Source organism: Streptomyces sp. CB00316, assembly GCF_001905595.1.
GTDB lineage: Bacteria > Actinomycetota > Actinomycetes > Streptomycetales > Streptomycetaceae > Streptomyces.
In genome coordinates, this window is record NZ_LIXI01000005.1 from 710602 (window position 1) to 725029 (window position 14428).

Genomic DNA, 14428 nt, shown 5'->3' on the forward strand with positions numbered 1-14428 from the left:
CCGCACAGCACGGCCCCGGTCCGCGGTGAAGCGGGGCCGGGGCCGGTGTTCTCACACGTCAGACCCGTTGCGCGAGGTCACCGTCCTCGCCGTCGTTCCTCCCATTGTGCGCGACCGCGTCGCCGTACCCCTCCTCGTCGTCCTCGATCTCGGCCACGAACGGGCCGTCCTCGTCATCCTCGTCGTCGTCCCAGCCCTCCGCGTCGGGGTCGTAGCCGACGCTCTCGCTGCTCCAGGAGGCCTGCGCGAGCTCGACCCCGGGCACCTCGTTGACCAGGTCGAACGGGTCGATCAGCGAGGCGAGGGCCTCTGCTCCGTCTGCCCGGACGGTGGCCTCGGCATGCATCCGCTCCTCGGCGGTGTCGCTCTCGGTGATGCCCGAAACCGGCTCCCCGTACTCGGCGGCGATGGATTCGAGGGCGGTGCCGGTGAGGGCGTCGAGGTCGGTGACCTCCAGCACCATCTCCACCCGGACGCGAACAAACCTGGATGTCTCTTCTGTGCTCATACTCCGGAGCGTATGGCTCATCCCGGCCACGACTTTCCTCCGACCCGCTGCTTTGCTTAGCATCGGTCCACGGGGCTAACTCATGGTTGTCGCAAGGGGATCGAAACTGTGTCCGTCACTCGTCGCACACTCCTGACCGCCACCGCCGCAGGAACGCTGCTGGCCGCTCTCTGGTTCGTCCCGTCGGCCAACGCGACCGTCGAAACCGCCTCGCAGAGCGGCGTGGCCCCCGCGTCCGGCACGGCGTCCGGCCAGGGTGCGCAGCCCGCCGCCGAGGAGGCCGCAGCGCCGCAGCTCGCCGAGACCGGACCGGGGGTGGACACCACCCCGTATCTGATCGGCGGCACGGCGCTGCTCGGCCTCGGCGCCGGCTTCGTGACCTACTCGGTGCGCCGTTCCGGGACCGGAGCCCGCCCGGCGATCTGAGCCCGTACCCGCGAAAAGGGCTGCCACACCCCCCGGTGCGGCAGCCCTTCGTGTGTGTAAGGGGCCGGCTCAGGCCAGCGGCCCCGTGACCGGCTCCACGGCCGCGACCAGACGCCCCTCCCGTACGAACGTGTCGGCGGCGGCCAGGTCCGGCGCGAGGAAGCGGTCCGGGCCCGGGCCCTCGGCGCCGGCCGCCCGCAGCGCGGCCACGGCGGCCTGCGAGGCGGGGGCCGGGGTGAGGCCCTCGGCGGCCCGGATCTCCACGGCGCGCGTCGCCGCGTACAGCTCGACGGCGACGATCCGGGCCAGGTTGTCCACGGCGGTACGGAGCTTGCGCGCGGCCGACCAGCCCATGGAGACGTGGTCCTCCTGCATCGCGGAGGACGGGATGGAGTCGGCGGAGGCGGGGACCGCGAGCCGCTTCATCTCGCTGACCAGCGCGGCCTGGGTGTACTGGGCGATCATCAGGCCCGAATCGACCCCGGCGTCGTGCGCGAGGAACGGCGGCAGGCCGTGCGAGCGGTTCTTGTCGAGGAGGCGGTCGGTGCGGCGCTCGCAGATCGAGCCGAGGTCGGCGGCGACGATCGCGAGGAAGTCCAGGACGTACGCGACGGGCGCGCCGTGGAAGTTGCCGTTGGACTCCACCCGGCCGTCGGGCAGGACCACCGGGTTGTCGACCGACGAGGCCAGCTCGCGGCCCGCGACCACGGCCGCGTAGTCCAGGGTGTCGCGGCCGGCGCCGTTGACCTGGGGGGCGCAGCGTACGGAGTAGGCGTCCTGCACCCGGGGCGCGTCGCCTGTGACGTCGGCGTGCCGCCCCGTCAGCCCCGAACCGGCCAGCACCCGCAGCATGTTGTCCGCGCTGACGCCCTGGCCGGGGTGCGGGCGGATGGCGTGCAGCTCGGGGGCGAGGACCTTGTCCGTGCCGAGCAGCGCCTCCAGGGAGAGGGCGGCGGTGATGTCGGCGGAGGTGTAGAGGTTACGCAGGTCGGCGAGGGCCATGACCAGCATGCCGAGCATGCCGTCGGTGCCGTTGAGGAGGGCCAGGCCCTCCTTCTCGCGCAGCTCCACCGGGGTGATGCCGTGCGCGGCGAGCAGCTCGCCGGCCGGGCGGACCGTGCCGTCGGGGCCCTCCGCGTCACCCTCGCCCATCAGGGTGAGCGCGCAGTGCGAGAGGGGCGCGAGGTCGCCGGAGCAGCCGAGGGAGCCGTACTCGTGGACGACGGGCGTGATCCCCGCGTTGAGCACGTCCGCCATGGTCTGCGCGACCTCCGGGCGTACGCCGGTGTGGCCGGAGGCGACCGTCTTGAGCCGGAGGAACATCAGCGCGCGCACGACCTCGCGCTCCACGCGGGGGCCCATGCCCGCCGCGTGCGAGCGGACGATGTTGCGCTGGAGCTGCGCGCGCAGCTCCGTGCTGATGTGGCGGCTGGCGAGGGCGCCGAAGCCGGTGGAGACGCCGTAGACCGGCTCCGGCTTCGCTGCGAGCGCGTCCACGATGAGACGGGAAGCGGCCAGCGCGTCCACGGCGGCGGAGGAGAGCTCCACCCGGGCGCCGTGGCGGGCCACGGCGACGACGTCCTCAGCGGTGGTTCCGGACGTCCCCACCACGACAGTGTGCATATCCATATTCAGCAGCGTACGGATTGAAACCCGCTATGTCACTAGTGGTTCAGCACTGGGCCCCTTACAGCTTCACCGGCACCTACGGCCGGTTGCCACGCAGCCTGCGCCGGTCGTGCGCCGACTTCGGCGGGGAGTCGGCGAGCCGGATGACCTCACCGTCCCGCCCGGCCACCACCGGCCGCGGCGAACGGGCGGCCTTGGCCCGGTACTGGGCGGCGTCCGCCAGCCGGAACAGCCGGCGGGCCGAGCGCACCGGGCCGATCGGGTCGCCGGTCGACGCGACCCCGCAGGCGACCCCGTTGCCGAGCTCGATCACCGCCGCCCGGTCGCAGAGCTCGGTGGCCACCCCGACCACGTCGTCCGCCTCGGGCCCGTCCGCCACCAGGCAGAACTCGTCGCCGCCGAGCCGGGCGGCCAGCGCGTCCGGGAGCATCGCCCCGCAGAGGGAGAGCACCGAGCCGAAACGTTCCAGCAGGCGGTCGCCGACCGCGTGCCCGTGGGTGTCGTTCACCGCTTTCAGGCCGTTCAGGTCGCAGACGACCAGACTGACCACGACCCCCGCGGTACGGTGCGCCTCGACCGCCTCGTCGAGCCGGATGTCGACGGCCCGGCGGTTGGCGAGGCCGGTCAGCGGGTCGGTGAAGGCCAGCTTGCGGACCTCCTCCAGCCGTTCGGTCTGGGCGATCCCGGAGGCCACGACGGCGGCGAGCACGGTCGCGAAGTTGGCGTCGTCGCGGTCGAAGACCGGCTTCCCGGCCGGGCGCGCCACATACAGCTCGCCCCAGGCCCGTCCGTGCAGCACGATCGGCGCGACCACGCAGCAGCCCCGGCCGCGCCGCCGCAGCGCCGCCACCCGCTGGTGGCAGTACGGGCGGGCGCCGCGGGCCGGGCCACCCGCGCCGGGCAGACCGTCGGCGGTCTCCACCCAGGCGTCGGGCTCACCGCCGCCGGCCCAGCGTTCGTGCAGGAACTCGGTGATTTCCGGGAACTCGTGGACCGGGTAGGCCTCCTCCTCGGGGAACTCCTCCTCCCCCTCGGCCCGCTGCCCCGCGTTGACCAGGACCCGCAGCCTGCCCCGGTCCCGCTCCCACACGGAGAGCGCGGCGAAGCTGCCGCCCAGCGCCTCACAGGCCCCCAGCGCGGCCGCCCGCCACGATTCGCGCGGCGTGTAGGCCGCGGCCATCGTCTGCGCCAGCGAGACCACGGCCCTCAGCCGAGCATCGTCTTCACCCATTTATCCAGCTTATGTAGATTTGTTCCCTTTTGATCAGTTTGATGCGCACCTAATTTCCGGCGTCACGCGGCGGGCAGCCAGAGAGGCGGACGCGTCACTCACCCGGCCACTGCGGGCTCCGCTTCTCGTTGAAGGCGGCCACGCCCTCGGCCCGGTCCCCGGAGAAGGCCACCGACCGCCAGGCCGCGTCCTCCACCTCCAGGCCCGCCCGCAGGTCGAGCCCGTGCCCCAGCCGGAGCGCCTTCTTGGCCGCCCGCAGCCCGACCGGCGAGTTGGCGGCCATCCGGGCCCCCAGCGCGAGGGCCTCCTCCCGGTCCCGGCCCGCCGCGACCAGCTCGTCCACCAGGCCCAGCTCCCGCGCCTCGGCCGCCTCCACCCGGCGGGCGGTGAAGACCAGCTCGGCGGCGCGTGCCGCCCCCACCCGGCGCGGCAGGAGCTGCGTACCGCCGCCGCCCGGGATGACGCCCACGGACACCTCGGGCAGCCCGACCACGGCGGTGGCGTCGGCGACGATCACGTCGCAGGCGAGGGCCAGCTCGAAGCCGCCGCCGAGGGCGAACCCGTGCACGGCGGCGATCGTCGGCATCGGCAGCTCCAGGACACCGGTGTAGGCGGCCCGGGCGGTGGGCCGCTGGCGTACCAGCTCGGCATCCGTGAAGGAGTTCCGCTCCTTGAGGTCGGCGCCCACACAGAAGGCCCGCTCATGGCTGGAGGTGAGGACGGTGACGCGGACGTCCCGGTCGGCGCCGAGCGCCTCGCAGGCGGCGGCGATGGAGCGGGCCATGTCGGTGGAGACCGCGTTCATGGCCTTCGGCCGGTCGAGAACCAGCTCGGCCACGTGCTCCTGGCCCGCGTGCCGCCGTACGGCGACGAACTCCCCGAACCGCTGCTCGGACGTGACGGTCATGACTGCACCCCTGTCGGTCGACTGCCGGTGAACGCCGGTTAACGAGCGTTGTCGACAGGGATCCTAGACAGGGCGCACGGGGAACCGACAGGGCGAGCCGGACCCGAGCACGTGAAGGCGGGGCTCAGGACCCCGTCTTCCCCCTCCGCGCCAGCAGCCACGGCTCCACGACGCCCAGCCCGCGCACCGGCCGCTGCCACATCGGCTGGAGCCCGAAGCGGTACGTGGGCAGGGGTGGCTCCTCGACCGCCTCGCGGCCCTCCTTCTCGGCCAGCCGGGCCCGCTCGGCGGAGGCCGCGACCTCTTCGGCGGCCTGGGCCTCCGACTCCGGGGCGTCCCCGTGCCGGACCAGCTCCTTGGCGAACGCCCCGTCCACCAGGACGGCGTCCTTCGGAGCTATCGAGGTGAGCCGGCTGGCGAGGTTCACCGTGGTTCCGAAGACGTCGCCCATGCGTGTGGTCACCGTGCCGAGGGCGATGCCGACGCGCAGCGCGGGCATCGTCTCGTCCTGGGACATCGCCTCGATCAGCCGGAGCGCTATCTCGGCGGCGGTGCCCGCGTCGTCGGCGGCGAAGAGCACCTCGTCGCCGAGGGTCTTGATGAGCCGTCCCCCGTGCGCGGCGACCAGGTCGGCGGCGGTCGTCTCGAAGGACTCGACCAGCTCGCCGAGCTCCTCCTCCTCCAGCCGCCGGGTCAGCCGGGTGAAGCCGACGAGGTCCGCGAAGCCGACGGCGAGGCGCCGGTCCACCATCTCGTCGTCGTCCGCCGCCTGCACGACCCGCCCGGTCGCGGCGGCCAGCTGGCGCCGCCACACGTAGACGAGGAACTCCTGGAGCTCCGGCAGCAACAGCTCGACCAGCGGATATGTGACCTCGGTACGCGTCATCCCCGGCTCGGGCGGCTCGGTGAGCCCCTCCAGGAACGAGTCGATCTGCCACTCCGCCAGCCGCGCGGTGGTCTGCCCGGTGGAGCGCGCCACCTGGATCGCCATCGGCTCGCTGAGCAGCCCCGCCTCCACCAGACCGGCGAGCCGGCGCAGGGCCAGGACGTCGGCCTCGGTGAGCGCCTTGGCCTGGCCGATGTCGGCGAAGCCCATGGCCCGCCAGAAGCGGGAGGCCAGGTCCATGGAGACCCCGGCGGTGCGGGCGGCCTGGAAGGGGGTGTAGCGGCGGTCGGCCCCGAGGATCAGCGCTTCGAGGCGGATCGCGAGGGGGTCGTCGGTCGGTTCGGCCGTGTGGTCGACCTCGTGATGCGGGGTGGCATGGACCGAGGAGTCCGACGGGGGCTCCTCGCCCGCGCCGGACGTCGTGTCGCCGACGGTCACCAGCCGCCTCCTGCCCGTTCCCTGCGCACTGCCTGCCGATCTGTCGCTGATCGCCCAACAGTGGTCTGTCGCTGGATCGCCTCAACAATACGGCAGGTGTGCCCTAGCTCACGTCCTTGGTCGCCCGATACGGGTGCGTCGCGCGTGACATCCACCGGTAACGCGGTATCCACCGGTACGGCCATCGGGTGGATCCGGCGCGCACCGAGGGGCTCTCCGCCCCGTTCCCCGACCGGATTCTCAGGTCAGCCCGCCCGCCGCCCCCCGCAGGTGCACGATGTCCCCGGCCGACACCGGCTGCTGGAGCCCGTCGTCGGTGGAGAGCACCAGGCGCCCGTCGCCGTCGATCGCCACGGCCTGCCCGACCACCGAGTTCCCGCCCGGCAGCTCGGCCCGTACGGTCCGGTCCAGGGTCGCGCACCCGGCCGCGTACGCCGCCTGGAGCCCGCTCGCGGCAGCGTCGCCGCCGGCGCCCTTCCACCCCCCGTACCAGTGCTCCAGCGAGCGCAGGACGGCCCGCAGCAGGGTCTCCCGGTCGGTGGAGACGGCTCCGGCGAGCGCGAGCGAACCGGCGGTGGGGGCGGGAAGCTCGTCGGCGCGCAGCGAGACGTTGATGCCGAGGCCGACCACGATGCCGTCCCCGGCGAACTCCCCGAGGATGCCGCCGGCCTTGCGTTCCTCCCCCTCCACCGTGACCAGCAGGTCGTTGGGCCACTTGAGTGCCGTGTCGACGCCCGCCGACTTGGCGAGGCCGGCCGCGGCGGCCACTCCGGCGAGCAGCGGCACCCACCCCCACCGCTCCACGGGTACGTCGTCACCGGGCTCCAGGTACACCGAGAAGAACAGCCCGGAACGCGGCGGCGCGGTCCAGCTCCGCTCCAGCCGGCCGCGCCCGGCGGTCTGCTCCTCGGCGACCAGGACCGTGCCCTCGGCCAGGCCTTCGGAGCGGGCCCGCTCCGCGAGGTCGGAGTTGGTCGATCCGGTGGTCTCCACGACCTCCAGCTCGCGCCAGAGCGACTCGGGCCGCAGCAGCCCGCGGCGCAGCGCGGTCACGTTCAGGGGCGGCCGGTCCAGGTCCGACCAGCGGTTGTGTGACGCATCCGGTGGTGTCATGCAAGCCACCCTAGGTGTGGCAAAGGACGCACTGCCTTTCCGGAGGCGCGCCGATACCCTACGAGTCAGTAGCCGGAGAGTCGCGTACGAGCGTTGCGTGACCAGAGGTTACGAGCCAGTAGCCGCAGAGTCGGACAGGCGACCGGTCAGTCCCCCCGTGACCGCCACCGTTCGTCGTCCCCGTGACCAGGCAGGGAGCCGCCCCCCGATGTCCGAGCCGCAGAGCGACATCCACACCACCGCGGGCAAGCTCGCGGACCTGAGCCGCCGTATCGAGGAGGCGACGCACGCGGGTTCGGCCCGCGCGGTCGAGAAGCAGCACGCCAAGGGCAAGCTGACGGCCCGTGAGCGGGTCGGTCTCCTGCTGGACGAGGGCTCCTTCGTGGAGCTCGACGAGTTCGCCCGGCACCGCTCCACCAACTTCGGCATCGAGAAGAACCGCCCGTACGGCGACGGTGTCGTCACCGGGTACGGCACGGTCGACGGCCGCCCGGTCTGCGTGTACTCGCAGGACTTCACCATCTTCGGCGGTTCGCTCGGCGAGGTCTACGGCGAGAAGATCGTCAAGGTCATGGACTTCGCGCTGAAGACCGGCTGTCCGGTCATCGGCATCAACGACGGCGGCGGCGCGCGCATCCAGGAGGGTGTGGCCGCGCTCGGCCTCTTCGCCGAGATCTTCCGCCGCAACGTGCACGCCTCCGGGGTGATCCCGCAGATCTCGCTGATCGTCGGCCCGTGCGCGGGCGGTGCGGTCTACTCCCCCGCGATCACCGACTTCACGGTGATGGTCGACCAGACCTCGCACATGTTCATCACCGGCCCCGACGTCATCAAGACGGTCACCGGCGAGGACGTCGGCTTCGAGGAGCTGGGCGGAGCCCGTACGCACAACACCACCTCCGGGGTGGCGCACCACCTGGCGGGCGACGAGAAGGACGCCATCGAGTACGTCAAGTCCCTTCTCTCCTACCTCCCTTCGAACAACCTCTCCGAGGCCCCGGCCTTCCCGGAGGAGGCGGACCTCGCCACCACGGACGAGGACCGGGAGCTGGACACCCTCATCCCGGACTCGGCGAACCAGCCGTACGACATGCACACGGCGATCGAGCACGTGCTGGACGACGCCGAGTTCCTGGAGACCCAGGCCCTGTTCGCGCCGAACATCATCACCGGCTTCGGGCGGGTGGAGGGCCACCCGGTCGGGATCGTCGCCAACCAGCCGATGCAGTTCGCCGGCTGCCTGGACATCGACGCGAGCGAGAAGGCGGCGCGCTTCGTCCGGACCTGCGACGCGTTCAACGTGCCCGTCCTCACCTTCGTCGACGTGCCGGGCTTCCTGCCGGGCGTGGACCAGGAGTACGGCGGCATCATCCGGCGCGGCGCCAAGCTGATCTACGCGTACGCGGAGGCGACGGTCCCGCTGATCACCGTCATCACCCGCAAGGCGTTCGGCGGCGCGTACGACGTGATGGGCTCCAAGCACCTGGGCGCCGACCTGAACGTGGCCTGGCCGACCGCCCAGATCGCCGTCATGGGCGCCCAGGGCGCGGTGAACATCCTGCACCGCCGCACCATCGCCGCCGCCGAGGACCCGGACGCGACGCGCGCCGAGCTGATGACGGCGTACGAGGACGCGCTGCTCAACCCGTACGTGGCGGCCGAGCGCGGCTACGTCGACGCGGTGATCATGCCGTCCGAGACCCGCGCCCACATCGTGAAGGGGCTGCGTCAGCTGCGTACGAAGCGGGAATCACTTCCCCCGAAGAAGCACGGCAACATCCCGCTGTAGCCGCCCGCCCTGCCACAGAGAGGTCTGCCCATGATCAGGGTCGTACGGGGCAACCCGACCCCCGAGGAGCTGGCCGCCGCCCTGGCGGTGGTCCAGGCCCGCGCCGCGGCGAGCGCCGCCGTGCCGTCCGGCGCGCCCGTCCCGCCCGAGCAGTGGTCCGACCCGGGCCGCATCGCCCGCACGGGGCGCCCGCGGCCGGGCCCCCGGGCCTGGGCGAGGACGTACTGGCCGGCCTGAGCCGCATCCGGGCGCCGCTGCCTCATGAGTACCCGTACTCAGGCGCATCGGCGCCCGGCGCGGGCAGGATCGGAAGCATGCTGTGGTCCGACCCCGAGAACGAGCCGCCGAAGGAACTGCGCGACGCCCAGGACATGATGCGCCGCGCGGGTTTCGTGCTCGCCCTGGCGATGCTGGTCGCCATGTTCGTGCTCGGCGCCCGCTGAGCCCCTTAGGTACGGGGCTCAGCGGGTACGGGTCCGGCTCCGGGCCCTTCTACGATGGCCGGTATGACTGATCAGCGCCGCCTCGTACTCGCCTCCGCCTCCCCCGCCCGCCTCGGCCTGCTGCGCCAGGCGGGTTTCGCCCCCGAGGTGATCGTCAGCGGGGTGGACGAGGACGCCCTGACCGCCCCGACCCCCGGCGAGCTGGCCCTGGTGCTGGCCCGGGCCAAGGCGGCGGCGGTCGCGGAGCGCCCGGAGGCGGCCGGGGCCCTGGTGATCGGCTGCGACTCCGTCCTCGAACTGGACGGCGAGGCGCTCGGCAAGCCGGCCGACGCCGAGGAGGCCACCGCCCGCTGGAAGGCGATGCGCGGCCGCTCCGGCGTCCTGCGGACCGGCCACAGCGTGATCGACACCGCTTCGGGCCGCCACACCTCGGCGACGGCGTCCACCGTCGTACGGTTCGGCGAGCCGAGCGACGCCGAGGTGGCCGCGTACGTGGCGTCGGGCGAGCCGCTGCACGTCGCCGGGGCGTTCACGCTGGACGGCCGGTCGGCGCCGTTCGTCGACTCCATCGAGGGCGACCACGGCAATGTGATCGGCCTCTCGCTGCCGCTGCTGCGCCGCCTGCTGGGCGAACTGGACATCTCCGTGACGGAGTTGTGGGTCTGAGACCCCCCGCGGGAGCCGGGCGGCGGCTCAGGCCGCCGCCGGGGCCGCCTCGTCGCGCACCCGGTCCTCGGCGCGGCCCTCGGGCCCGTACGAGAGCAGGGTGAACACCAGCAGGGCCAGCACCAGCATCACGCAGGCGAACGCGGCCCAGCCCACGAGCCCCACGGTCACCGCCCCGAGCACCCCGTGCACCACCGCGCAGCCGATCAGCGCGATCCGCCCGAACCGCCCCGGCGAGCGGTCCCGGACCCCGGCCAGCAGCGCGATCAGGCCGCACCCGACCAGCAGCACGGCAAAGATCCCGCCCATCACCCAGGTCCCGGTGGACATGGCCTTCGGGTCCATGCCCGCCAGGGACATGTTCTGGTTCTCGGCGACCGTGGCGAGGACGGCGTTGACGGCGAAGATGCCCACCGCCTCCCCGGACAGCACGAGCGCGGTCACGATCGCCACCGGTCTGCGCAGCAAAGCGCCACCCCCTGTTACCTGCGGTACGCGCGTGTCGCGGACCTTACTCACCGGTATTCCTTCGGACAAGAGGTCGGGCCGCCCCGTACGCCACGCAAAGAATCCCTCGGCCGTTCGTAGGGAGTCCACAAAGAAACGCCGTGAGGCGTTGACCTTCAGGACAGAGACCTGCACCACACCGGGTAGTTACTGTGCGGTTGTAGAACCCGGCGTACCGTGGTGCCACAAGGGATCTCACTACTGGGGCAAGCCTCGAATCACACTCCGTGTGGGCAAGCTCACCATTGGGGACGGGTCGTAGCGCCGTGTCGGTAGTCCCTAAACTCAGCTTGTTTCCAGGAGGGAGTCATCGTGCGCAAGGTGCTCATCGCCAACCGTGGCGAAATCGCTGTCCGCGTTGCTCGGGCGTGCCGGGACGCGGGGATCGCGAGTGTCGCGGTCTACGCCGATCCGGACCGGGACGCGTTGCACGTCCGGGCCGCCGACGAGGCGTTCGCGTTGGGCGGTGACACCCCGGCCGCCAGCTATCTGGACATGGCCAAGGTGCTCCAGGCCGCCGCGGACTCCGGCGCGGACGCCATCCACCCCGGCTACGGGTTCCTGTCGGAGAACGCCGAGTTCGCCCAGGCCGTCCTGGACGCCGGGCTCACCTGGATCGGCCCGCCGCCGCAGGCCATCCGCGACCTGGGTGACAAGGTGGCCGCGCGCCACATCGCGCAGCGCGCCGGCGCCCCCCTGGTCGCCGGAACCCCGGACCCGGTGTCCGGTTCCGCCGAGGTCGTCGCGTTCGCCGAGCAGAACGGGCTGCCCATCGCGATCAAGGCCGCCTTCGGCGGTGGCGGGCGCGGACTGAAGGTCGCCCGGACGCTGGAGGAGATCCCGGAGCTGTACGACTCCGCCGTCCGCGAGGCCGTCGCCGCGTTCGGTCGGGGCGAGTGCTTCGTCGAGCGCTACCTCGACAAGCCCCGCCACGTGGAGACCCAGTGCCTGGCCGACCAGCACGGCAACGTGGTGGTCGTCTCGACCCGTGACTGCTCGCTCCAGCGCCGCCACCAGAAGCTGGTGGAGGAGGCCCCGGCCCCCTTCCTGTCCGAGGCGCAGAACGCTGAGCTGTACGCGGCGTCCAAGGCGATCCTGAAGGAAGCCGGATACGTCGGCGCGGGCACGGTCGAGTTCCTCGTCGGGGCCGACGGGACGATCTCGTTCCTGGAGGTCAACACCCGCCTCCAGGTCGAGCACCCCGTCACCGAAGAGGTCACCGGCATCGACCTCGTACGCGAGATGTTCCGCATCGCCGACGGCGAGGAGCTCGGCTACGGCGACCCGGCCGTGCGCGGGCACTCCTTCGAGTTCCGCATCAACGGCGAGGACCCCGGCCGCGGCTTCCTCCCGGCCCCCGGCACCGTGACGGCGTTCGCTCCGCCGACCGGCCCGGGTGTCCGCCTGGACGCGGGCGTCGAGACCGGGTCCGTCATCGGCCCGGCCTGGGACTCCCTCCTCGCCAAGCTCATCGTCACCGGCGCCACCCGCGAGCAGGCCCTCCAGCGCGCCGCGCGTGCGCTGGCCGAGTTCCAGGTCGAGGGCATGGCCACCGCCATCCCCTTCCACCGCGCAGTCGTCACCGACCCCGCCTTCACCGCCGACCCGTTCACCATCCACACCCGCTGGATCGAGACGGAGTTCGTCAACGAGATCAAGCCGTTCGCCGCGCCCGCCGACGCGGACGCGGAGGACGAGGCCGGTCGCGAGACCGTGGTCGTCGAGGTCGGCGGCAAGCGCCTGGAGGTCTCGCTGCCCTCCTCGCTGGGCATGAGCCTGGCCCGTACGGGTCTCGCGGCCGGCGCCAAGCCGAAGCGTCGCGCGGCGAAGAAGGCCGGCTCCGCGGCCTCCGGCGACTCCCTCGCCTCCCCGATGCAGGGCACGATCGTCAAGGTCGCGGTCGAGGAGGGCCAGGAGGTCAAGGAAGGCGACCTCGTCGTCGTCCTGGAGGCCATGAAGATGGAACAGCCCCTCAACGCCCACCGCTCGGGCACCGTCAAGGGGCTCACGGCGGAGGTCGGCGGCTCCGTCTCCTCCGGCGCCGTGATCTGCGAGATCAAGGACTGACGGCTCAGTTCGTACCCGAGGGGCCCGGCCCGCGTCGTCAAGGACGCGGGCCGGGCCCCTGCGCGTGCAGTGGCATCCTGGATCCCGACGGACGGACGGAAGACCCGGGAACCGAGGGAGGGCGGGAGCCATGGCAGGGCCGATCTCGATCGGGACGGGCGCGGCACGGCCGCCGGAGCGGCCGATGCGCGCGGACGCCCGCCGCAACCACGAACGGCTGGTCGGCGTGGCCCGTACGGCTTTCGCCGAGCACGGCACGGATGCCTCGCTGGAGGACATCGCGCGGCAGGCGGGCGTGGGCATCGGCACCCTCTACCGGCACTTCCCCCACCGGCACGCCCTGATGAACGCGGTCTTCCAGGACGCCCTGCGCTCACTCCTGGACCGCTCCCGCGACCTCGCGGGCGCCGAGGCTCCGTGCCGGGCACTGGTGGACTGGCTGGGTGCGATCGTCGCCCATGCGGGTGAGTACCGCGGGCTGGCCCGGGCGCTCATGTCGGCCTCGCAGGACGAGACTTCGGCGCTCGCCCAGTGCCATCTGCCGTTGCGGGAGGCGGGGGCGGGGCTGTTGCGGCGGGCTCAGGAGAGCGGGTCGGTGCGGGCGGATGTCTCGATCGACGACCTGCTGCAGCTGACGAACGCGATCGCGCTGGCCGCTGAGCAGTCGCCGGATGACCCGGAGCTGGCGGGGCGGCTGCTGCGGCTGACGTTGCGGGGGTTGAAGTAGGGCGTGCGGCGGGTGGGGGCCGCGGTCGGTGGGCCGCTGCGCGGGGCCTCCCCCGCGCGGCCCCTTCCCGAAAACCGGGGCGCTGCCCCGGGCCCTACCGCCGCCGCAGGTCCGCCACCCGGGCCCGCTCACCCGACGACGACGCCTGGTCGGACAGGGACGACGCGCTGCGCAGCTGCGGCCCCAGCCCTCCGTTCCGCGTCGTCGTCCTCCGCTGCCCCGGCAACGGCATGTCGCGGCGAGGCCGGCGCTCCCCGGAGGGAGCCTCGCCCGCCGACGCGTCCCCGTCCGGGCCCGCCACCGTGACCTCCACGCCCTGGTCCGCCAGGGCCTGGAGCTCGGCGGCGGCCCGCTCGTCGTGGAGCGGGGGTTCGTCCGTCACCAGGCGGGTGATCAGCTCCGTGGGCACCGTCTGGAACATGGTGTCGGCGCCCAGCTTCGTGTGGTCCGCCAGGACGACCACCTCCGCGGCGGCCTGCACGAGGGCCCGGTCCACGCTGGCCGAGAGCATGTTGGAGGTGGACAGGCCACGCTCCGCCGTGAGGCCGCTCCCGGAGAGGAAGGCCCGGGAGACCCGCAGCCCCTGGAGGGACTGCTCGGCCCCGCTGCCCACCAGCGCGTAGTTGCTGCCGCGCAGGGTGCCGCCGGTCATGACGACCTCCACCCTGTTGGCATGGGCCAACGCCTGGGCGACCAGCAGCGAGTTGGTGACCACGGTCAGACCCGGGACCCGCGCGAGCCGGCGGGCCAGCTCCTGCGTGGTCGTACCGGCGCCGACCACGATGGCCTCGCCCTCACCGACCAGCGAGGCCGCCAGGTCGGCGATGGCCGTCTTCTCCGCGGTGGAGAGATGGGATTTCTGCGGAAAGCCGGACTCCCGCGTAAAGCCGCCCGGCAAGACCGCACCGCCGTGCCGGCGGTCGAGGAGTCCTTCTGCCTCCAGCGCCCGCACGTCCCGCCGTACGGTCACTTCGGAGGTCTGGACGACGCGGGCGAGCTCACGGAGCGATACCGCCCCGTTGGCACGCACCATTTCGAGGATCAACTGACGACGTTCTGCAGCGAACACGGAACTGACAGTAACCTGGCCG

General features: G+C 72.7%; 15 protein-coding genes. 7 read left to right on the plus strand and 8 right to left on the minus strand.

The annotated features are described in order from the left end of the window. Positions 1 to 58 precede the first annotated feature (58 nt). Entirely contained in the window at positions 59 to 463 is a 405-nt protein-coding gene (locus AMK21_RS17885; protein ID WP_073879203.1) for a hypothetical protein, read from the minus strand. 153 nt (positions 464 to 616) lie between these two features. Here AMK21_RS17885 and AMK21_RS17890 point away from each other — a divergent pair, with 153 nt between their 5' ends. Next, on the plus strand, positions 617 to 934 hold the full coding sequence (locus AMK21_RS17890; protein ID WP_073879006.1) for a hypothetical protein: 318 nt from the start codon (positions 617 to 619) through the stop codon (positions 932 to 934). Between the two features lie 69 nt (positions 935 to 1003). On the opposite strand, the gene hutH is transcribed toward AMK21_RS17890, so the two are convergent. From hutH to AMK21_RS17915, 5 genes are all read right to left on the minus strand, one after another. Next, positions 1004 to 2563, minus strand: coding sequence for a histidine ammonia-lyase (gene hutH / locus AMK21_RS17895; protein WP_073879008.1), 1560 nt, complete (start codon positions 2561 to 2563; stop codon positions 1004 to 1006). A 76-nt stretch (positions 2564 to 2639) separates the two neighbouring features. Next, the gene (locus tag AMK21_RS17900; protein WP_073879010.1) at positions 2640 to 3794 is read right to left on the minus strand and encodes a diguanylate cyclase domain-containing protein; all 1155 of its coding nucleotides are present in this window, start codon (positions 3792 to 3794) and stop codon (positions 2640 to 2642) included. 94 nt (positions 3795 to 3888) lie between these two features. Further along, positions 3889 to 4701 carry an enoyl-CoA hydratase/isomerase family protein gene (locus AMK21_RS17905; protein ID WP_073879011.1) on the minus strand — a complete coding sequence of 271 codons (813 nt, stop codon included), beginning with the start codon at positions 4699 to 4701 and terminating at the stop codon, positions 3889 to 3891. Between the two features lie 124 nt (positions 4702 to 4825). Beyond that, the gene (locus AMK21_RS17910) at positions 4826 to 6025 is read right to left on the minus strand and encodes an adenylate/guanylate cyclase domain-containing protein (protein ID WP_073879013.1); all 1200 of its coding nucleotides are present in this window, start codon (positions 6023 to 6025) and stop codon (positions 4826 to 4828) included. Positions 6026 to 6265: 240 nt separating this feature from the next. After that, positions 6266 to 7138 carry a biotin--[acetyl-CoA-carboxylase] ligase gene (locus AMK21_RS17915; protein ID WP_073879015.1) on the minus strand — a complete coding sequence of 291 codons (873 nt, stop codon included), beginning with the start codon at positions 7136 to 7138 and terminating at the stop codon, positions 6266 to 6268. A gap of 208 nt (positions 7139 to 7346) precedes the next feature. On the opposite strand from AMK21_RS17915, the gene AMK21_RS17920 reads away from it, so the two are divergent. The 4 genes from AMK21_RS17920 (at position 7347) to AMK21_RS17930 (ending at position 10036) form a co-directional block, all read left to right on the plus strand. Continuing rightward, a complete protein-coding gene (locus AMK21_RS17920; protein WP_073879017.1) occupies positions 7347 to 8927 on the plus strand; it encodes an acyl-CoA carboxylase subunit beta in 1581 nt (526 codons plus the stop codon). Positions 8928 to 8957: 30 nt separating this feature from the next. Then, a complete protein-coding gene (locus AMK21_RS17925) occupies positions 8958 to 9164 on the plus strand; it encodes an acyl-CoA carboxylase epsilon subunit (protein WP_073879019.1) in 207 nt (68 codons plus the stop codon). Positions 9165 to 9241: 77 nt separating this feature from the next. Further along, a complete protein-coding gene (gene mmpB, locus AMK21_RS36665) occupies positions 9242 to 9370 on the plus strand; it encodes a morphogenic membrane protein MmpB (protein ID WP_267893921.1) in 129 nt (42 codons plus the stop codon). 54 nt (positions 9371 to 9424) lie between these two features. Next, a complete protein-coding gene (locus AMK21_RS17930; protein ID WP_073879021.1) occupies positions 9425 to 10036 on the plus strand; it encodes a nucleoside triphosphate pyrophosphatase in 612 nt (203 codons plus the stop codon). Between the two features lie 27 nt (positions 10037 to 10063). Here AMK21_RS17930 and AMK21_RS17935 read toward each other — a convergent pair whose 3' ends face one another. Next, the gene (locus tag AMK21_RS17935; protein ID WP_073879204.1) at positions 10064 to 10501 is read right to left on the minus strand and encodes a hypothetical protein; all 438 of its coding nucleotides are present in this window, start codon (positions 10499 to 10501) and stop codon (positions 10064 to 10066) included. Between the two features lie 354 nt (positions 10502 to 10855). Between AMK21_RS17935 and AMK21_RS17940 the strand changes: the two genes are divergently transcribed. Together AMK21_RS17940 and AMK21_RS17945 are read left to right on the plus strand one after the other, a co-directional pair. Then, entirely contained in the window at positions 10856 to 12610 is a 1755-nt protein-coding gene (locus AMK21_RS17940; protein ID WP_073879023.1) for an acetyl/propionyl/methylcrotonyl-CoA carboxylase subunit alpha, read from the plus strand. Between the two features lie 130 nt (positions 12611 to 12740). Beyond that, positions 12741 to 13337, plus strand: coding sequence for a TetR/AcrR family transcriptional regulator (locus tag AMK21_RS17945; protein WP_073879025.1), 597 nt, complete (start codon positions 12741 to 12743; stop codon positions 13335 to 13337). Positions 13338 to 13431: 94 nt separating this feature from the next. Here AMK21_RS17945 and AMK21_RS17950 read toward each other — a convergent pair whose 3' ends face one another. Then, entirely contained in the window at positions 13432 to 14406 is a 975-nt protein-coding gene (locus AMK21_RS17950; RefSeq protein WP_073879027.1) for a DeoR/GlpR family DNA-binding transcription regulator, read from the minus strand. Between the last annotated feature and the right edge of the window lie 22 nt (positions 14407 to 14428).

Bases quoted from the DNA above. Each gene is read 5' to 3' on its own strand.
- AMK21_RS17885 (WP_073879203.1), bottom strand. From the start codon at position 463: ATGGTGCTGGAGGTCACCGACCTCGACGCCCTCACCGGCACCGCCCTC.
- AMK21_RS17920 (WP_073879017.1), top strand. From the start codon at position 7,347: ATGTCCGAGCCGCAGAGCGACATCCACACCACCGCGGGCAAGCTCGCG.
- AMK21_RS17925 (WP_073879019.1), top strand. From the start codon at position 8,958: ATGATCAGGGTCGTACGGGGCAACCCGACCCCCGAGGAGCTGGCCGCC.
- mmpB (WP_267893921.1), top strand. From the start codon at position 9,242: ATGCTGTGGTCCGACCCCGAGAACGAGCCGCCGAAGGAACTGCGCGAC.
- AMK21_RS17945 (WP_073879025.1), top strand. From the start codon at position 12,741: ATGGCAGGGCCGATCTCGATCGGGACGGGCGCGGCACGGCCGCCGGAG.
- AMK21_RS17900 (WP_073879010.1), bottom strand. From the start codon at position 3,794: ATGGGTGAAGACGATGCTCGGCTGAGGGCCGTGGTCTCGCTGGCGCAG.
- AMK21_RS17930 (WP_073879021.1), top strand. From the start codon at position 9,425: ATGGCCGGTATGACTGATCAGCGCCGCCTCGTACTCGCCTCCGCCTCC.
- hutH (WP_073879008.1), bottom strand. From the start codon at position 2,563: ATGGATATGCACACTGTCGTGGTGGGGACGTCCGGAACCACCGCTGAG.
- AMK21_RS17905 (WP_073879011.1), bottom strand. From the start codon at position 4,701: ATGACCGTCACGTCCGAGCAGCGGTTCGGGGAGTTCGTCGCCGTACGG.
- AMK21_RS17915 (WP_073879015.1), bottom strand. From the start codon at position 7,138: ATGACACCACCGGATGCGTCACACAACCGCTGGTCGGACCTGGACCGG.